The 16,797-nt window shown below is 47.2% G+C and carries 15 protein-coding genes; all 15 read right to left on the minus strand.

Annotated elements, in window-relative coordinates; translation table 11 throughout:
- Positions 1-88 precede the first annotated feature (88 nt).
- The 15 genes from ACFO8Q_RS10310 to pfkA all read right to left on the minus strand — a co-directional run bounded on the left by ACFO8Q_RS10310 (position 89) and on the right by pfkA (position 16,660).
- A complete protein-coding gene (locus ACFO8Q_RS10310) occupies positions 89-1,060 on the minus strand; it encodes an ABC transporter ATP-binding protein (RefSeq protein WP_380025693.1) in 972 nt (323 codons plus the stop codon).
- Positions 1,061-1,070: 10 nt separating this feature from the next.
- A complete protein-coding gene (locus ACFO8Q_RS10315; protein WP_380025694.1) occupies positions 1,071-2,036 on the minus strand; it encodes an ABC transporter ATP-binding protein in 966 nt (321 codons plus the stop codon).
- Positions 2,037-2,259: 223 nt separating this feature from the next.
- A complete protein-coding gene (locus ACFO8Q_RS10320) occupies positions 2,260-2,895 on the minus strand; it encodes a response regulator (RefSeq protein WP_380025695.1) in 636 nt (211 codons plus the stop codon).
- Positions 2,892-4,229 (minus strand): sensor histidine kinase, encoded by a 1,338-nt coding sequence (locus ACFO8Q_RS10325; RefSeq protein ID WP_380025696.1) that lies wholly within the window; start codon positions 4,227-4,229, stop codon positions 2,892-2,894. Before ACFO8Q_RS10325 ends, ACFO8Q_RS10320 begins: the two co-directional genes overlap by 4 nt.
- 128 nt (positions 4,230-4,357) lie before the next feature.
- Positions 4,358-5,314 carry an ABC transporter ATP-binding protein gene (locus ACFO8Q_RS10330; protein ID WP_380025697.1) on the minus strand — a complete coding sequence of 319 codons (957 nt, stop codon included), beginning with the start codon at positions 5,312-5,314 and terminating at the stop codon, positions 4,358-4,360.
- Position 5,315: 1 nt separating this feature from the next.
- A complete protein-coding gene (locus ACFO8Q_RS10335; RefSeq protein WP_380025698.1) occupies positions 5,316-6,335 on the minus strand; it encodes an ABC transporter ATP-binding protein in 1,020 nt (339 codons plus the stop codon).
- Positions 6,336-6,348: 13 nt separating this feature from the next.
- Positions 6,349-7,269 carry an ABC transporter permease gene (locus ACFO8Q_RS10340; RefSeq protein ID WP_380025699.1) on the minus strand — a complete coding sequence of 307 codons (921 nt, stop codon included), beginning with the start codon at positions 7,267-7,269 and terminating at the stop codon, positions 6,349-6,351.
- A complete protein-coding gene (locus tag ACFO8Q_RS10345) occupies positions 7,269-8,201 on the minus strand; it encodes an ABC transporter permease (protein WP_380025700.1) in 933 nt (310 codons plus the stop codon). Before ACFO8Q_RS10345 ends, ACFO8Q_RS10340 begins: the two co-directional genes overlap by 1 nt.
- A gap of 100 nt (positions 8,202-8,301) precedes the next feature.
- Positions 8,302-9,954 carry a peptide ABC transporter substrate-binding protein gene (locus tag ACFO8Q_RS10350; RefSeq protein WP_380025701.1) on the minus strand — a complete coding sequence of 551 codons (1,653 nt, stop codon included), beginning with the start codon at positions 9,952-9,954 and terminating at the stop codon, positions 8,302-8,304.
- 540 nt (positions 9,955-10,494) lie between these two features.
- Positions 10,495-11,433: a malate dehydrogenase gene (gene mdh, locus ACFO8Q_RS10355; protein WP_380025702.1), complete on the minus strand. Its 939-nt coding sequence runs from the start codon at positions 11,431-11,433 to the stop codon at positions 10,495-10,497.
- Positions 11,434-11,453: 20 nt separating this feature from the next.
- Positions 11,454-12,749 carry an NADP-dependent isocitrate dehydrogenase gene (gene icd / locus ACFO8Q_RS10360; RefSeq protein WP_380025703.1) on the minus strand — a complete coding sequence of 432 codons (1,296 nt, stop codon included), beginning with the start codon at positions 12,747-12,749 and terminating at the stop codon, positions 11,454-11,456.
- Positions 12,750-12,941: 192 nt separating this feature from the next.
- Positions 12,942-13,337 (minus strand): FxsA family protein, encoded by a 396-nt coding sequence (locus ACFO8Q_RS10365; RefSeq protein ID WP_380025704.1) that lies wholly within the window; start codon positions 13,335-13,337, stop codon positions 12,942-12,944.
- An 11-nt stretch (positions 13,338-13,348) separates the two neighbouring features.
- A complete protein-coding gene (locus ACFO8Q_RS10370) occupies positions 13,349-13,777 on the minus strand; it encodes an acyl-CoA thioesterase (protein WP_380025705.1) in 429 nt (142 codons plus the stop codon).
- Positions 13,778-13,926: 149 nt separating this feature from the next.
- On the minus strand, positions 13,927-15,681 hold the full coding sequence (gene pyk, locus ACFO8Q_RS10375) for a pyruvate kinase (RefSeq protein ID WP_380025706.1): 1,755 nt from the start codon (positions 15,679-15,681) through the stop codon (positions 13,927-13,929).
- A gap of 19 nt (positions 15,682-15,700) precedes the next feature.
- Positions 15,701-16,660: a 6-phosphofructokinase gene (gene pfkA / locus ACFO8Q_RS10380; protein ID WP_380025707.1), complete on the minus strand. Its 960-nt coding sequence runs from the start codon at positions 16,658-16,660 to the stop codon at positions 15,701-15,703.
- Between the last annotated feature and the right edge of the window lie 137 nt (positions 16,661-16,797).

Consider the following 16,797-nt stretch of genomic DNA (forward strand, 5'->3'; position numbering starts at 1 on the left):
TCTTGTGTACGGCTTATTTGGTATGCGCTTTTTCTTGGATACGTGCATTTGCTAAGGATTTCAGACTTTGACCCCCTTGTTTGGCTTTTTAATTGTTATATAGGTGGCACGCCACAAAGTGGCCATCACCAACGTCGCGAAGTTCCGGGCGAACTGTCTTGCAGATGTCCATGCAAGCAGAACATCTCGGATGAAAAGCGCAGCCTTGCGGAGGATTGGCTGGACTCGGCACATCCCCTTCAAGGAGAATGCGTTCGGGCTTTGCCTTTGGATTGGCGACCGGCACAGCCGATAAGAGTGCCTGCGTATACGGATGCATCGGTTTTTCATAAAGATTTTTCTTGTCTGAAAGCTCCACGATCCTCCCCAGATACATGACTCCGATACGATCACTGATGTGCTTCACTACGCTAAGATCATGAGCGATGAATAGATAGGTCAGATCAAAATCTCTTTGCAACTGGCGCAAAAGATTCAGCACCTGTGATTGTATCGACACGTCCAAGGCAGATACCGGTTCGTCGGCGATGATCAATTTCGGATGCAGAGCCAATGCACGGGCAATGCCAATTCTCTGGCGCTGACCGCCGGAGAATTCGTGCGGATACCGAGATCCATGGTAGGAGCTTAACCCAACCACTTCCAGCAGCTCATGTACACGCTTTGTTCGTTCAGCCGGGGTATATAAATTATGTACGAGCATCGGCTCGGCGATAAGCTTTTCAACTGTTTTGCGCGGATTTAACGAAGCATAGGGATCCTGAAAGATCAATTGCATATCTCGATACACATGACGCATCTCCCGGGCTGACAAAGAAGCGATGTCCCTCCCGTCAAAGAAGATTTCTCCGTCAGTGGGTGCAATCAGCCGCAGAATCGAGCGTCCGGTCGTTGACTTTCCGCATCCTGATTCTCCTACGAGACCAAATGTTTCTCCCCGATAGATTGTTAAATCCACACCATCGACTGCTTTTACGTTTCCGACTATCTTGCGCGTCAAACCGGCACGGATCGGATAGTATTTTTTGAGATTCTTTACTTGCAAAAGTACGTTTGACATGCGGAACCTCCTACGCCATCAAGAAGCAGCGGGACTTGTGCCCAAAAGCCACTTCATACAGTTCCGGCTCTTCCTTATGACATCTCTCCATCGCATTCTGGCATCTGGGTGCAAATTTGCACCCCACCGGCATCTCCGATGGAATCGGAACGCTGCCGGGAATAGACTCGAGCCACTCTTTCTCGCTTTCCAAAGAAGGAATCGATTGTAAAAGTCCTTTTGTATAGGGGTGGCTTGGGGATTCGAAAATTGTCACCACATCCGCTTCTTCCACCACTTTGCCGCCGTACATGACGATTACCCGATCACACATCTCCGCCACTACACCAAGATCATGTGTGATCATGAGTATGGATGTCCCCCGTTCTGATTTCAGTTTTCTCATCAAATCCAGAATCTGGGCTTGGATGGTCACATCCAAAGCCGTTGTGGGCTCGTCAGCAATCAGAAGCTTCGGATTGCAGGCCATTGCCATCGCGATCATTACCCGTTGCCGCATTCCTCCGGAAAGGCTATGGGGGTAATCATGAACGATTTGTTCTGCCCTAGGGATCCCCACCTGTCGCAGCAGCTCAACCGCACGCTGTTCCGCTTCCTTCCGTTTAAGCCCCATGTGCAGCCGAATCGCTTCACTGATTTGATCTCCGATGGTATACACCGGATTGAGGCTTGTCATGGGTTCCTGAAAAATCATTGCAATATCATTGCCTCTTATGTCCCGCATTTCCTTCTCGGTCAGTTGAACCAGATCTTTGTCCTGGAACATGATAGACCCTTCAACAATCTTACCCGGAGGGGAAGGGATTAAACGCATAATCGACATGGAAGTGACGCTCTTCCCGCATCCTGATTCACCAACTATACCAACCGTTTCTCCCTCATGAACAATAATGTCCACTCCATCTACAGAACGAACGACACCATCGTCTGTAAAAAAATGTGTTTTTAAACCGCGAACCGTAAGCAACGGCTTCATCCCGCGACCTCACTCTCTTTAAACTACCTTTGTTGCCAAAGTCATTTTTCGCAGACGTACCCTGTTATTCCAATGATTGGTTTCATCTGAACCCTTCTCTCACACCTATCAAGTTAGCTGAAATTTATTAAAACTCTGTTATTAATTATAACTTTTTTGTGATGATGTATAGAAGAGAAAAAAAAGAAAAAAACTGCCACTCAAAAATCAGTGACAGCGGTGATCAATTTTGCATCCATTGATAACGGTTTTTGGGTCTTCCCACTTTCTGATAACTTACGATCGTTCGTACTTTCCCTTTTTGCATGAGATGGGTGAGGTATCGGTATACAGTAGGATATGCCAACCCCAATTCTCTAGTGATATCGTCGATCGTACAGGGATCCCTGTGGGAGCGCAAATAGTTGACAATGTGAGACAGCGTAATTTTACTGATACCCTTGGTGACAAATACCTCTTCCTGCTCTGTCCTCGAATCTCCTTGGGAAGATCTCGTGAGCTGGATAAGCCGGATATGCAATTGAATGCGTGAGATGAGGTCGGGAGCTTTAACGGGTTTTAAAGCAAAATCAGTCGCCCCTTCATCCAAAAACCGATCTGCGATTTCCTGCCGTTCGTCCACCGTTAATACAAGAATCGGCACTTCATCGTTTCGTTTCCGGAGTTCTCGGACTGTCAGCAATCCATCCATTTCCGGCATGTGGTAATCGACCAGAACAACATCCGCTCCCATACTGTCAAATGCCTCCAGACATTCTCTGCCATTGCTGACCGCAACGGTCCCCCATCCGACGAATGAGCAAATCTCGGTCAACATATATCTTATCGACGCATCATCGTCCACGATAAGAATCCTCATTCCGAATAGCCACCTCCCGGTAATTTAACCCAAACCGTAGTCCCTCTGCCGACTTCACTGTCGATTGCAACGGATCCCCCGTGCCCCTCGGCGACTTGACGAACAAAAGACAATCCGACACCGGGATGATGCTTGGTGCTGTAACCGGCTTGCCAAACCTTGTCACGTTCAAGGGAAGTGATGCCCGGACCATTGTCTGACACCCCCAACCAAACTTCACTGCCATGCATCTCTACACGTAGAACCACTTTCCCGTCATTTTTGTTTTCCAATGCATCAAAAGCGTTATCGATCAAGTTGACCAGAGCACGGGTAATGCGAATTTTATTGATCCAGACCCGAATGTTCCGATCCACTCGAAATTCCAGTTCCAAACACGCTTTCGTCCCGCTTAATCGGCTCGCCCGAACATAGTTAATCAAATCCTCCAAAAGGCACCAGCTCTTTCGATCCTCATAGAGGATCTCGGATATCATTTCACTCATTGACATGATGGAGGCCGAGATGATTTGACAATACTCTTTTATCTTCGAATCATGCAATCGCATGTCAACCAAAGAGATCAGGCCTTCGATTGTAGCAAGCGGTGTTTTCAGATCGTGAACCAAATGCAAAACCTCACGGCCGGCTCGAGATTCCATGGCCTCCAGTTGTGCAAGATGCAACGTTTGTGTGATCATCCACTTTTGGGCCGCCATGGCAAGAAACACTGCAAGAACAACCGCATGGATCACAAAAATCAAACACAACACGATCCCGTATAGCCCCAGTGCCTGATCAAAACCGATTCGTATTGCCAATTCCTTCAGCTCGGAAGAGATGGGGCCACGGCCAAATCCATAACTTGAAAGAAAAGGCACCACATCTAGCCACTGCAATCCTATAAACAATTGGGACAACACAAGTGATTTCATCGCAGGGCCCAGTCTCCCTGTGCCCAGCCTTTGCAGCAAGTAAATCGCGAAAAGCAGCAGCAACGTGGAACTGCCAAGATCATAGTTCAAAGGGTTATACGGGTCCACGGTAAAATACAAAAGTGGCACAGTAACGAGAGGGATCGCTATCCTTAGCCACGGCCGCTCCAACAGATCTCCAATCCGATCGCCTAATAGGAAAGCACCAAGGTAGAAGGGCAAACCACGAATCGTCTTCAACGCAACCAAAATAAAAGTGGTAACCACAATGGAGTTTCCTGTTGGTTCTCGCTCCATTTTATGTAAAAGGTCATTCAACCCCATCTGTTCAGGCCCCAACCAGTTAGGGATCCATATCCCCAGCAGAATCAACCCGATTCCCAGCCAATTGGTCCATGACCGCAACACTCTGGTCTTCAACAATCGCAGCCTCCTGGATTTTTTGAAAATCTGTAAAACGCTATCGTGGAAAAAAGAGCCTCTGCAAACGGGGAATCCCCCATAGGCAAAGGCACTTGTTGAGACGCCAAAGTGAATGGATCTGTTTGCTATTTATATAAATGACATGCTACAAAGTGATTGGGTTCCACTTCAACCAATTCCGGCATAATCTCTGCACATTCCGGCATTGCTTTCGGACAACGGGTCCGGAATCGGCAACCGCTAGGAGGATTAATCGGGCTCGGCACATCTCCTTGCAGGATGATGCGTTCGCGTGCCTGGGAAAGATCAGGATCAGGAATAGGAATCGCAGAAAGCAATGCGTCCGTATACGGGTGTAAAGGTTTTCGGTAGAGTTCTTTCGAACCAGCGGTTTCTACCAATGCCCCTAAATACATCACCCCGATACGATCGGAAATATGCTTCACCATGGCCAAATCGTGAGCGATAAAGAGATAGGTCAACCCACGCTCTTTTTGCAATTTTTCAAAGAGGTTAACCACCTGAGCTTGAATGGACACATCGAGCGCCGAAATGGGTTCATCCGCGATGATGAACTCAGGTTCGATCGCCAATGCACGGGCAATCCCGATCCGTTGACGCTGGCCGCCAGAAAACTCGTGCGGGAAACGGCTTGCATGTTCTGCATTCAAACCGACCGTACGCAGCAGATCATGTACACGCTCCATACGCTCTTTACCGGTCGCCAAACCGTGAATATCAATTCCCTCGGCAATAATGTCACCTACGGTCATACGAGGATTGAGCGATGCATATGGATCTTGGAACACCATCTGCATTTTTCGGTGAAAGTCCTTGGACTCTTTCCCTTTTAACTGATGAACGTTCTTTCCGTTAAAAAGCACTTCGCCTTCTGTTGCGTCGTATAAACGAATAATCGTACGCCCGGTAGTAGATTTGCCACAACCGGATTCCCCTACCAGACCAAACGTTTCACCACGTTTAATGGAAAAGGAGACGTTATCAACAGCCTTGAGGGTTGCACCCCGACCAAGAGTAAAGTATTTTTTGAGATTGCGTACTTCTAAGATGTTTTCAGTCATTTTAGCGTTCCCCCACTTCTACAGGGCGGTCCACTTTGGGTGCCATCGGATTTGTCAACCAACATGCAACTGAATGACCCTCATTGATACTCGAGTGCTGAGGATCATGCTCCAAGCATACCTGCATAGCATACGGGCAACGCGCGGCAAACCCGCAGCCCTTTGGCGGAGCGAACAAATCCGGCGGTGTTCCTTCGATCGGAACAAGTTCCGCATCCGAATCATCATGAAGGCGAGGGACAGAACGAAGCAATCCCCAAGTATACGGATGCTTAGGATCATAGAAAATATCTCTCACTGCTCCCTGTTCAACCACTTTCCCTGCATACATTACTACGACACGTTGTGCAATGTCTGCCACTACACCCAGATCATGGGTAATGATAATAATCGAGGTGTCGATTTTGTTCTGAAGGTCTTTCATCAAATCAATGATTTGTGCCTGTATGGTCACGTCAAGAGCAGTGGTTGGCTCGTCGGCAATCAGCAATTTGGGATTACAAGCGAGAGCGACCGCGATCATCACACGCTGTCGCATACCGCCGCTAAATTGATGAGGATATTGATTAATCCGGGCTTCCGGATTAGGAATTCCCACCAACTTCAACATCTCAATCGCACGTTCATTCGCTTGATCTTTTGAGTACCCTTGATGCTTAATTAGACCTTCGGTAATTTGTTTACCAATGGTCATTGTCGGATTCAATGAAGTCATCGGATCCTGGAAAATCATCCCCATTTCCGAACCGCGAATCTCTTCCATTTCTTTGTCTGACAGCTTAACAATATCCGTTTTGCCTTCAAAGAGAATCTGACCATTTTTGATTCGACCTGGAGGGGTCGGGATCAAACGCATAATGGTTTGTGCCGTAACGGATTTTCCGCAACCTGATTCTCCTACAATGGCAAGCGCTTCACCTTTCCGAAGGTTGAAATTCACTCCGCGAACCGCTTTTACTTCACCTGCGTAGGTATCAAACGAAACTTCCAGATCTTTTACTTCCAAAATAACGTCTTTCACCGAACTCCCCCCTTTACTTCCGCATTTTCGGATCTAATGCATCACGCAAACCGTCACCAAACAAGTTGAATGCCAGCATCGTCAGCGAGATGAACAAAGCCGGGAAAAACAACTGGTAGGCATGTCCCTGAATTAAACTTCCCAATGCGTCACTGGCCAACGTCCCCCAACTTGCCTTCGGAACCGGCACACCTAATCCGAGGAAGCTAAGAAATGCTTCCGTAAAAATAGCCGACGGGATAGTAAACGTAATGTTGACAATGATCACGCCTAAGGTATTCGGAATCAAATGCTTGAACAAAAGACGTTTATTGCTTGCTCCTAAAGTCCGTGCTGCCAGTACAAACTCTTGCTCTTTCAGCTGCAAGATTTGTCCGCGAACCAAGCGGGCCATATTCATCCACCCAAGAGCACCCAAGGCAATGATAATGGATGTTAATCCTTGTCCCATTACAACCATGAGCATGATAACGACCAGCAAATATGGAATCGCGTACAAAACCTCAATGATACGCATCATGACTTCATCGGTGTTTCCGCCTTTAAACCCGGCAATTCCTCCGTATATAACCCCGATCACAAGATCAATCAATGCTGCCATTACACCGATAAACAGAGAGATACGCGCACCGTACCAGACCCGAACAAACAGATCACGTCCGAGGTCATCGGTTCCAAACCAATGTTTGGCCGAAGGGCCTTGGTTAGCTTCCATGAAGTTTTGATCCGAATAGGAATACGGCTGCATCATCGGACCGAAAATCGCCATGACAATCAAAATGGCAATCGCAATCAGCCCTGCCATTGCAAGTTTGTTTTTCTTCAGACGCCGCCATGCATCTTGCCAGTATGACATGCTGGGACGGACCATCTGTTCCGCATTGTGTGCTTTGCCGACAGGTTGAAACATTTCGGTATTCAATTGCAATGACATCAGCGCGCCCCCTTCCCTGTTACTTTAATCCGCGGATCAATTAACGAATAAAGAACGTCCACAATAAATAAGATCACTACAAGTACAGCACCGTAGACGACAGTAGTCCCCAAAATCAGCGGATAATCCCGGTTCTGAATACTCATTACAAACAATTTGCCGGAACCCGGCACTGAAAAGATATGCTCGATGACAAATGTACCGGTCAACAGGGTGGCCGCGATTGGTCCAAGAATGGTAACAACAGGCAAAATTGCATTACGAATTGTATGACGAAGAGTAATCTGTAACTTCGATAAACCTTTGGATTTAGCTGTTTTAATATAATCCTGGCCTATAACTTCCAACATGTTGGAACGCATCAAACGAGTCACCTGAGCCATCGGCAAAAAGGCGAGTGCTACAGATGGCATGATCGTATGCTGCCAGGTTTTCCACGTTGCAATCGGTAGCCATTTTAACTCGAGTCCGATTACTTGAATCATCAGTGTGGCCAAAACGAAGCTGGGAACAGCTGTCCCAATAACCGCCACAATAGAAGCTGTATAGTCTGGCCACTTGTTATGATTAAGAGCAGCAACTATTCCCAACGTTAAACCTCCAACGACGGCAATAAGTAAAGCCTGCGTTCCCAGATGGAAAGAGATTGGCATGGTGTCTGCCAACATATCATTAACGGTACGGGTATTCGACTTATAGGAAGGCCCAAGATCCCCTCTCATCAAGTCGCCCAAATAACGGACATATTGCATAGCAACTGGCTCGTCCAAATGGTAATACTTATTTAGATTCTCTAGCACCGCAGGCGGTACTGGTTTTTCAGAAGTAAAGGGTCCTCCCGGAACCAAATGCATGAGAGTAAATGTCAAGGTGATAATAACCCACAGTGTAAGCAGTGCATTAATACCTCGCTTAACAAGAAAACGAAGCATTCCCCTTCCCCCTTTCGTTGGGTCATTCAGAAGATGAGGTATGCCAGCCTCTCCTGGCATACCTCATCTGATTTACTTTCTCTATCTAGCTGGACTTCTCTTACTTAATTGTTGCATAACGGAAAACCGGTTCACGGTTAGCCGGCTGATAATACCCTTGAAGTTCCGGCTTGTATGCGTTGTTGTGCGTATAGAAATAAATTGGCATGATCGGCATTTCGTCCATCAGGATCTTTTCGGCATCATGCAACATTTGATCACGCTTCTTCTGATCCTGTTCTTTCTTGGATGCTACAACCAGTTCATCGTACTTCGGATTGCTCCAACCGGTTTCGTTGTTGTCACCCTTGGTAACAAACATATCAATAAAGGTGATCGGGTCAAGATAATCTCCAATCCAACCAGCCCGAGCCACTTGGTAGTCAAGCTTATGAACCTTGTCCAGATACACTTTCCACTCGGCATTTTGAAGCTCGACCTCGACTCCCAAGTTTTTCTTCCACATCTCCTGAATCGCTTCCGCAATCTTTTTATGACCTTCGTTCGTGTTATAGGTGAGGGTAATCTTCGGCATCGAGCTCATACCAAGCTCCTTCAAACCTTCTTCGAGAAGCTTTTTGGCTTCGTTGGCATCTTCCTTGAAGAATGCATTGCCGCCTGCTTCCCGGAAATCCTTACCATCAGGAGCCTTGATACCCGGTGATACGAATGCATAGGCCGGTTTTTGACCCGCTTTCGTAACGTTATCAATAATCGCCTTCCGGTCAATCGCCATTGCGAATGCTTTCCGTACCTTAACATTATTGAATGGAGGTTTCGTTACATTGAAGCGATAGAAATAGGTCGCTAATTGCGGAGTCGGCTTCATTTCACCAGTCTTCAGTGCTTGCTCTGTTGCCGCCGGCGGAACTGCACGGAACATGTTCAATTCGCCGTTTTGATACATCTGCCAAGCAGTATTGTCGTCGGAAAGGTTGTTCCAGATAATTTTATCAGCCGTAATGGTGTCTTTGCTCCAATAGTTTTCGTTTTTTGCAGCGACAAGACGCTTGTCTTTTGCCCACTCAACCACTTTGAAAGGACCATTGGAAACATAAGTGTTTGCTTCCGCCGCCCACTTCGCATTTGATTCCACTACTTTCTTCGGTACCGGATAGTAGGTATAGTAAGAGACTAATTGCAAGAAAAACGGAGTCGGAGCTGCGAGCTGGACTTCAAGAGTCTTATCGTCTAATGCCTTAACTCCCACTGCGTCACGAAGCTTCTTCATCCCAGCTTCGCCTTCTTTTTTCGCATCGGCAGAGTTGTACTCTTTTCCGCCCTTGATATAATCGGCAATAATATAAGCATATTCGGATGCGGTTGCCGGATCCAGAACACGTTTCCAAGCAAATTCAAAGTCATGGGCGGTAACAGCATCTCCGTTGGACCACTTAAGACCGTCTTTTAAAGTGAATGTATAGGTAATACCATCGGCACTTACCTTATGTTCCTTTGCCTGACCCGGTTTCAAGCCATCTTTGTCCTGGAAGTACAATCCTTCCATCACATGGTCAATTACCCAACTGGACTGACTGTCTTTGGCCAACGCAGGATCAATTGAAGGAATTTCGCCAGGTTCATTTGTACTAATTACAACCTCTTTCTTTTTGCCGTCTTTTCCAGGATCGCCAGTAGTTGTGCTACAACCCACTACCAGACTTCCTGCCATGGTGAGCGCAACCGCAGTTGCAAGCCATTTCTTGGCTTTCATGAATTTGCCCCCTTCAAAATTCAGTTCTTTTTTTATGGTCAGGCTTCGAACAGCATTGTTCTTAGCCTAATACCCCGCGCAAACGTATGTACTTCGCCGTAAAAATGTAAATGCAATTTTACAACAATTCATACGAGTAAATATTATTTACAAACTTTAGCGGTATTTCCAAAATGATTATAGCGCAAATTTGACTGACACGTCCACAGAAAAAATTTTCAAGTCCAAGATTATTATATTTGTCTCTGTTCATCGCAAGAACAATTCTTTACTATTTTTAACACATACTTACATTAACATATTACAAGAATTACACGCTACTTAATATAGGGTGAGCAGAGTCAATTACAAGCCAAGATCTCATAAAATCAGCCTAAAGCTCATTCGAACGACTGTTTGAAAGCATCGAAACCGAAGACCACGGGCATCCAACACTTCCATATAAGACCATAAAACCTGCCTATATTTCTCAAGGCGATAGTAACTTTAGCACTTTAAATCCCAAAAGAAAAGCTCCCTTTCGGGAGCTTTTCTTTTGAGTTATCCAACCAAGTTCATCACGTTGCGGACCGATTGAGCCGATTTGTCGAGAGCCGCTTTTTCTTCCTCTGTAAGTTCCAGCTCATAAACTTTCTCGATACCGTTTCCACCAAGCAGGGTGGGCACGCCCATATACAAGTTCTCATATCCGTATTCCCCTTCAAGGAGGGCGATCGACGGGAGAATTCGCTTCTTGTCTTTGAGAATCGCTTCTGTCATTTGAGCAAGGGATGCAGCCGGAGCATAGTAAGCACTTCCGGTGCCGAGCAGGTTGACAATCTCGGCTCCCCCTTTGCGGGTACGTTCCACAATTGCATCGATACGATCTTGGGGAATCAGTTTCTCAAGCGGAATTCCACCTGCGAAAGAGTAACGAATCAGCGGAACCATGTCGTCCCCATGCCCCCCAAGAACGAACCCGGTAACATCTTCTACCGAAACATTCAATTCCTGTGCAACAAATGTACGGAAGCGGGCAGTATCTAGTACACCCGATTGACCGATTACGCGGTTCTTTGGAAACCCGGTTGCTTTATGTGCCACATAAGTCATGGCATCTACCGGATTCGACAAAATGATGACAAAACAGTTCGGAGAGTATTTCGCAACTTGCTCCGAAACCGACTTCACGATACCTGCATTCGTTGTAACAAGATCATCACGGCTCATGCCCGGCTTACGTGCAATGCCCGCAGTAATGATTACCACGTCAGAATCCTTGGTATCTTCATAATTGCTTGTACCGATAATGTTAGAATCTGCACCAAGTACCGGAGTTGCTTCCAGCATGTCCAAAGCTTTTCCTTTTGTAGGATTCTCCAGCTGCGGAATGTCAAGAAGAACAACGTCTCCGAGTTCTTTTTGGGCCAAGAATAATGCTGTGGTAGCACCAGTAAAACCCGCGCCAATCACCGAGATCTTTTTGCGTTTAATCGTCATGATGCGTCTCCCCCTAAGGCTTACAAATTATTGATCAAAGCGGTTCCGAATTCGGAACATTTTACTTCCTTAGCGCCTTCCATCAATCGTGCAAAGTCATAAGTAACAACCTTTTGACCGATTGTCTTTTCCATCGAACGGATGATCATATCTGCAGCTTCCTGCCAGCCAAGGTGCTCTAGCATCATCACACCGGATAAGAGAACCGATCCCGGATTCACCTTATCTTGTCCGGCATACTTCGGAGCTGTACCGTGAGTAGCTTCGAATACAGCATGTCCGGTTACATAGTTAATGTTAGCCCCCGGTGCAATTCCAATTCCTCCAACTTGTGCTGCCAATGCGTCAGAGATATAGTCGCCATTGAGATTCAGGGTTGCAACCACGTCATACTCTGCCGGACGGGTCAAAATCTGCTGAAGGAATGCATCCGCGATACTGTCTTTCACAATCAGCTTGCCTGCCGCCTCAGCTTCTGCCTGTGCCTTGTTGGCAGCTTCCGATCCTTGCTGTTCCTTAATTCGGTCGTATTGTGCCCAAGTGAACACTTTGTCCGCAAATTCGCGTTCAGCAAGTTCATATCCCCAGGTCTTAAACGCTCCTTCAGTAAATTTCATGATGTTTCCTTTATGTATCAAGGTCACACTCTTACGATTGTGGCGGAGCGCATATTCAATCGAAGCCCGTACAAGACGTTCTGTACCCTCTTTCGAAACCGGCTTGATGCCAATACCAGAAGTCTCAGGGAAACGGATTTTCTTCACTCCCATTTCTTTCTGGAGGAATTCTATCACTTTCTTAACTTCCGGAGTTCCCTCCTGATACTCGATTCCGGCATAAATGTCCTCGGAATTCTCACGGAAAATCACCATATCGACCAGTTCCGGGTGTTTAACAGGTGACGGAACACCATCAAAATATTGAACAGGTCGCAAGCAAACATACAAATCCAGTTCCTGGCGAAGCGCCACGTTTAAGGAACGAATCCCTCCCCCGACCGGAGTGGTAAGAGGACCCTTGATACTTACGATGTATTCTCTCAGAGCGGTCAATGTATCGTTCGGAAGCCACTCGTTAAATTTGTTGAATGCCTTTTCACCTGCATAGACTTCATACCAGGCAATTTTCTTTTCGCTATTATAAGCCTTCTTAACAGCCGCATCCAACACGCGGGAAGCAGCCGCCCAGATGTCCGGACCGGTGCCGTCCCCTTCAATAAACGGGATTATCGGGTTGTTGGGAACAAGCAGCTTCCCATTATCAACTTGAATTCGTTCACCCTCAGTGGGCATAGCAAACTTCTCGAACAATGCCATTGAACGTTCCCCCTCGATTTATGTGCAAAATCAGAACTTACCCGCTTACAATCATACCATATGTGTGAATCATGCAACAACAAATTTTTCACCTATTGAACCTCGGTTTCACGATATGAAACTCCACATTCCCCAACATTGCTAGAGTACCCAAAACTGGCAAAATTTCACCTAGTGCAAGCAGTACCGGATTTACCATCTTCTAAACGTAATCCAAGTGCCTTTTGATAACTGCTTTTCGAGCCATCTCCTTAAAATCCTCTTAACAGGTTCCCGCGTTGGAGGGAGCAGCAAAATCAGTCCCAGAATGTCGGTGAAAAATCCTGGCGTTAAAAGCAGTACTCCGCCAATCAGAACACACACGCCGTCCAAAAGCGTATTGCCCGGTGGGCGTCCCATCGACAATTCCTTCTGCAATCTTGACCAGGTTGCTCGTCCTTGGGATTTCGCCAGATATGCCCCCAAACCACTTGTCAAAAGAACTAAAAAAACCGTCTGCCAGCCGCCAATAACCTTTCCTATTTGAACGAGGAAATAAATTTCAATTGTTGGAACGATGATGAACAGCAGCAGCAAAATCCTAAACATGATGAACCACCTCACTCCGCACGATATACTCGTTCTTGGATTGCACGATACATTTCAGGAGCCGCTTTCCGTAACTGGATCGGTTTCATCTCCCGGTTCACCCATGCATGCAGGGTATAGCCCGACACCAAAAGTTTTTCGTCGGCTTTTCTTACAATTTCATATTCAAATTGAACTCTGACACGAGCTTCCACCAATCGGGTTTTGACCAGAATTTCATCATCGTATCGGGCCGCCGCATGAAAAAAAATCCTTGTTTCAATTACCGGCAGCAGAATGCCTTGGAGTTCCAGCTCCCGATAAGGGACACCTGTCCCTCGCATCATTTCTGTTCTCCCAATTTCAAACCAATTGAGATAATTTGCATGATAAACAACCTGCATCGCATCTGTCTCGGAATATCTGACTCTTAACTCGATCCGGTTCCAACCGTTTTCCATCCAAATTCCCTCCGACTTTCCCTTAAAACCGTTTCTGGGTGCCTGTCCAACGCAGCAAGACTTGTGATCCCCCCGTCACAAGTGGCGGGAAGTTGGGTGGGTTGTTCATAAAAGAAAACGCTCCTGGCAGAGCGTTTCTTGTTTGTGACTTACAGCACCTGTACTCTTCCTTTATAAATCAATCCCGGTCCTGGGTCAACTGTTATGATCGAACCATCTTCCAGTATATTTGTTGCATCTTCAACACCGACAATGACCGGAATACCGAGAGATAAACCGACAACGGCCGCATGCGAAGTAAGGCCGCCCTCTTCAACGATGACTGCTCCCGCCTTCTCCATCGCAGGAACCACATCCGCATCCGTTCCCGGCATAACCAAAATATCCCCCTGCTGAATCCGAGACAATACATCGTTCAGACGCTTCCCTTTAACCACCCGGCCTGTGGCGGCTTTCTGACCAATTCCCTGCCCGCGCGCAATCACGTCGCTGATGGTATGTACCTTCAACAAGTTGGTTGTTCCCGGTTGCCCCACCGGAACGCCGGCAGTAATGACGATTAAATCTCCGTGTGTGACAAGGCCCGATTGAAGTGCTCCCTCTACTGAAACCTCAAGCATTTCGTCTGTGGTGTTCGTTTCTTCCACAACAACCGGATAAACCCCATGTGAAACACACAATCGCCGTGCCACATTCGCACTCGGTGTAACAGCTATAATCACCGATTCCGGGCGATACTTCGAGACCATTCGGGCCGTATGCCCACTTTGGGTCGGAGTGACGATCGCTTTTGCTTTGAGATCTTTTGAAATTGTCGCCACTGCCTGTGACAAAGCGTCTGTCACCGTATGGTTGTCATCCCAGGGGCGTTTTTTCGCAGGAACAATATTTTCCCGCAGAGCCTGTTCAGCCCTTTCCGCGATTCGGGCCATTGTCTCAACAGCTTGAATCGGGTATTTGCCGGCCGCCGTCTCCCCGGAGAGCATAATCGCGTCTGTTCCGTCAAATATTGCGTTGGCAACATCGCTTGCCTCTGCCCGCGTAGGCCGGGGATTGCGCTCCATTGAATCAAGCATCTGAGTAGCGGTAATCACCGGTTTGCCCACTCTGTTAGCTTTCCCAATCATGATTTTCTGCCACAGAGGTACTTCTTCTGTCGGAATTTCCACCCCGAGATCACCGCGGGCCACCATTAAGCCATCGGCTACTTCCAGGATTTCATCCAGCTTATCGAGCGCTTCTTCCGCTTCAATCTTTGCGATAATGTCCAAATCGGCGTTGCCTTCCTCAAGAACACGACGTACATCCAAAACGTCACTCGCCTTACGCACGAATGATGCAGCAATCAAATCAACGCCTTGTTCAATGCCAAATTTAATATCCGCAATATCTTTTTCGGTTACACTTGGAATCCGCAATCTGACCCCGGGTGCGTTGATCCCTTTTCGATTTTTCAGGAGGCCGCCGTTGGTTACTCGACAAAGGATGTCGGTCCCCTCGACTTTTTCCACAACAAGCCCAATCAGTCCGTCATCAATCAGCAGGCGTGAACCTGGCTCAACATCTTCAGGAAGTCCTTTATAGGAAATCGATACCCGTTCGGCAGTGCCGAGGACTTCTTCCGTAGTAAGAGTGATGCTTGACCCCTCTTTCAATTCTACCTGATCATTCTCAATCAGCCCAGTCCGAATCTTAGGTCCCTTAATGTCCAGCAGGATGGCAACCGTTTTGCCGGCAGCTTTCGATGCTGCTCGAATATTTCGTATACGGGCTGCGTGTTCCTCATACGTACCGTGCGAAAAATTCAGACGTGCAACATTCATTCCGTTTTGAATGATGGAAGTGAGGACCTCCACAGATTCACTGGCCGGTCCAATCGTACATACAATTTTTGTCCGTCTCATAGTAACCTCCGGAATCGAATTATATCGAGAGAATTGAAGCAAGGGAATACAAGGACATATTCGGCTTTCTCGGGGTGACCAAAACACGCTCAATGTCATGTGCTTGCAGCACCCCTCCAAGAATTCCCACCGCTTTTCCTCCTTCGCCTTTCATCAGCAAATCAACAGCCATGGAACCCATCCGGGAGGCAAGTGTTCTGTCGAAAGCGGTCGGGGATCCGCCGCGCTGGATATGGCCGAGTACGGTTACTCGAGTTTCCCAGCCCGTTTTTTCACGGATTTGCTCCCCGATTTCAAAGCCTTTGCCCACTCCTTCTGCAACCAGAATAATGGAGTGCTTCTTGCCACGGGCAGCCCCCCGTTTCAGTTTTTCCACCATGGAATCGATATTCGCAGGATCTTCCGGTATCATAATCGATTCGGCTCCTCCGGCGACACCAGCCCAAAGTGCAATATCTCCCGCATGCCGTCCCATCACTTCCACCACATAGGTACGTTCATGGGAAGTAGCCGTGTCACGGATTTTATCGATTGCATCGATCACCGTATTAATAGCAGTATCAAAGCCAATTGTAAAGTCAGTACAAGGAATATCATTATCAATCGTGCCCGGTAATCCAATGGTGGGAATTCCTTTTTGCGAGAGAGCAAGTGCCCCGCGATAGGAACCATCCCCTCCAACCACCACAATTCCGTCAATTCCATGTTCCCGAATTGTGGCGAGTGCCTTCTGTTGACCTTCCTCGGTTTTGAACTCTTCACATCTTGCGGTATATAGTACGGTTCCGCCCCGATGAATGATATCGGCCACTGAGCCCAGATCCATGGACATGATGTCGCCCGAAATCAAACCTTGATACCCCCGTTTGATTCCCACCACATCAATTCCATGATAAATTGCGCTCCGAACGACCGCACGAATCGCCGCGTTCATACCGGGAGAATCTCCACCGCTGGTCAATACTCCAATTTTCTTCATGAATCCCGATACCTCCTCAACTCAGTAAATAATTTACCCATAAAAAACCCACAAAAGTTACATATCCTTCGAAGTTTTTCAAATACTTTTGCGGGGAGTCAAACAACCACCAAAACGTCCCGCAGGGACATTTTGCG

This window comes from Effusibacillus consociatus, from assembly GCF_042652925.1.
Classification (GTDB): domain Bacteria; phylum Bacillota; class Bacilli; order Tumebacillales; family Effusibacillaceae; genus Effusibacillus; species Effusibacillus consociatus.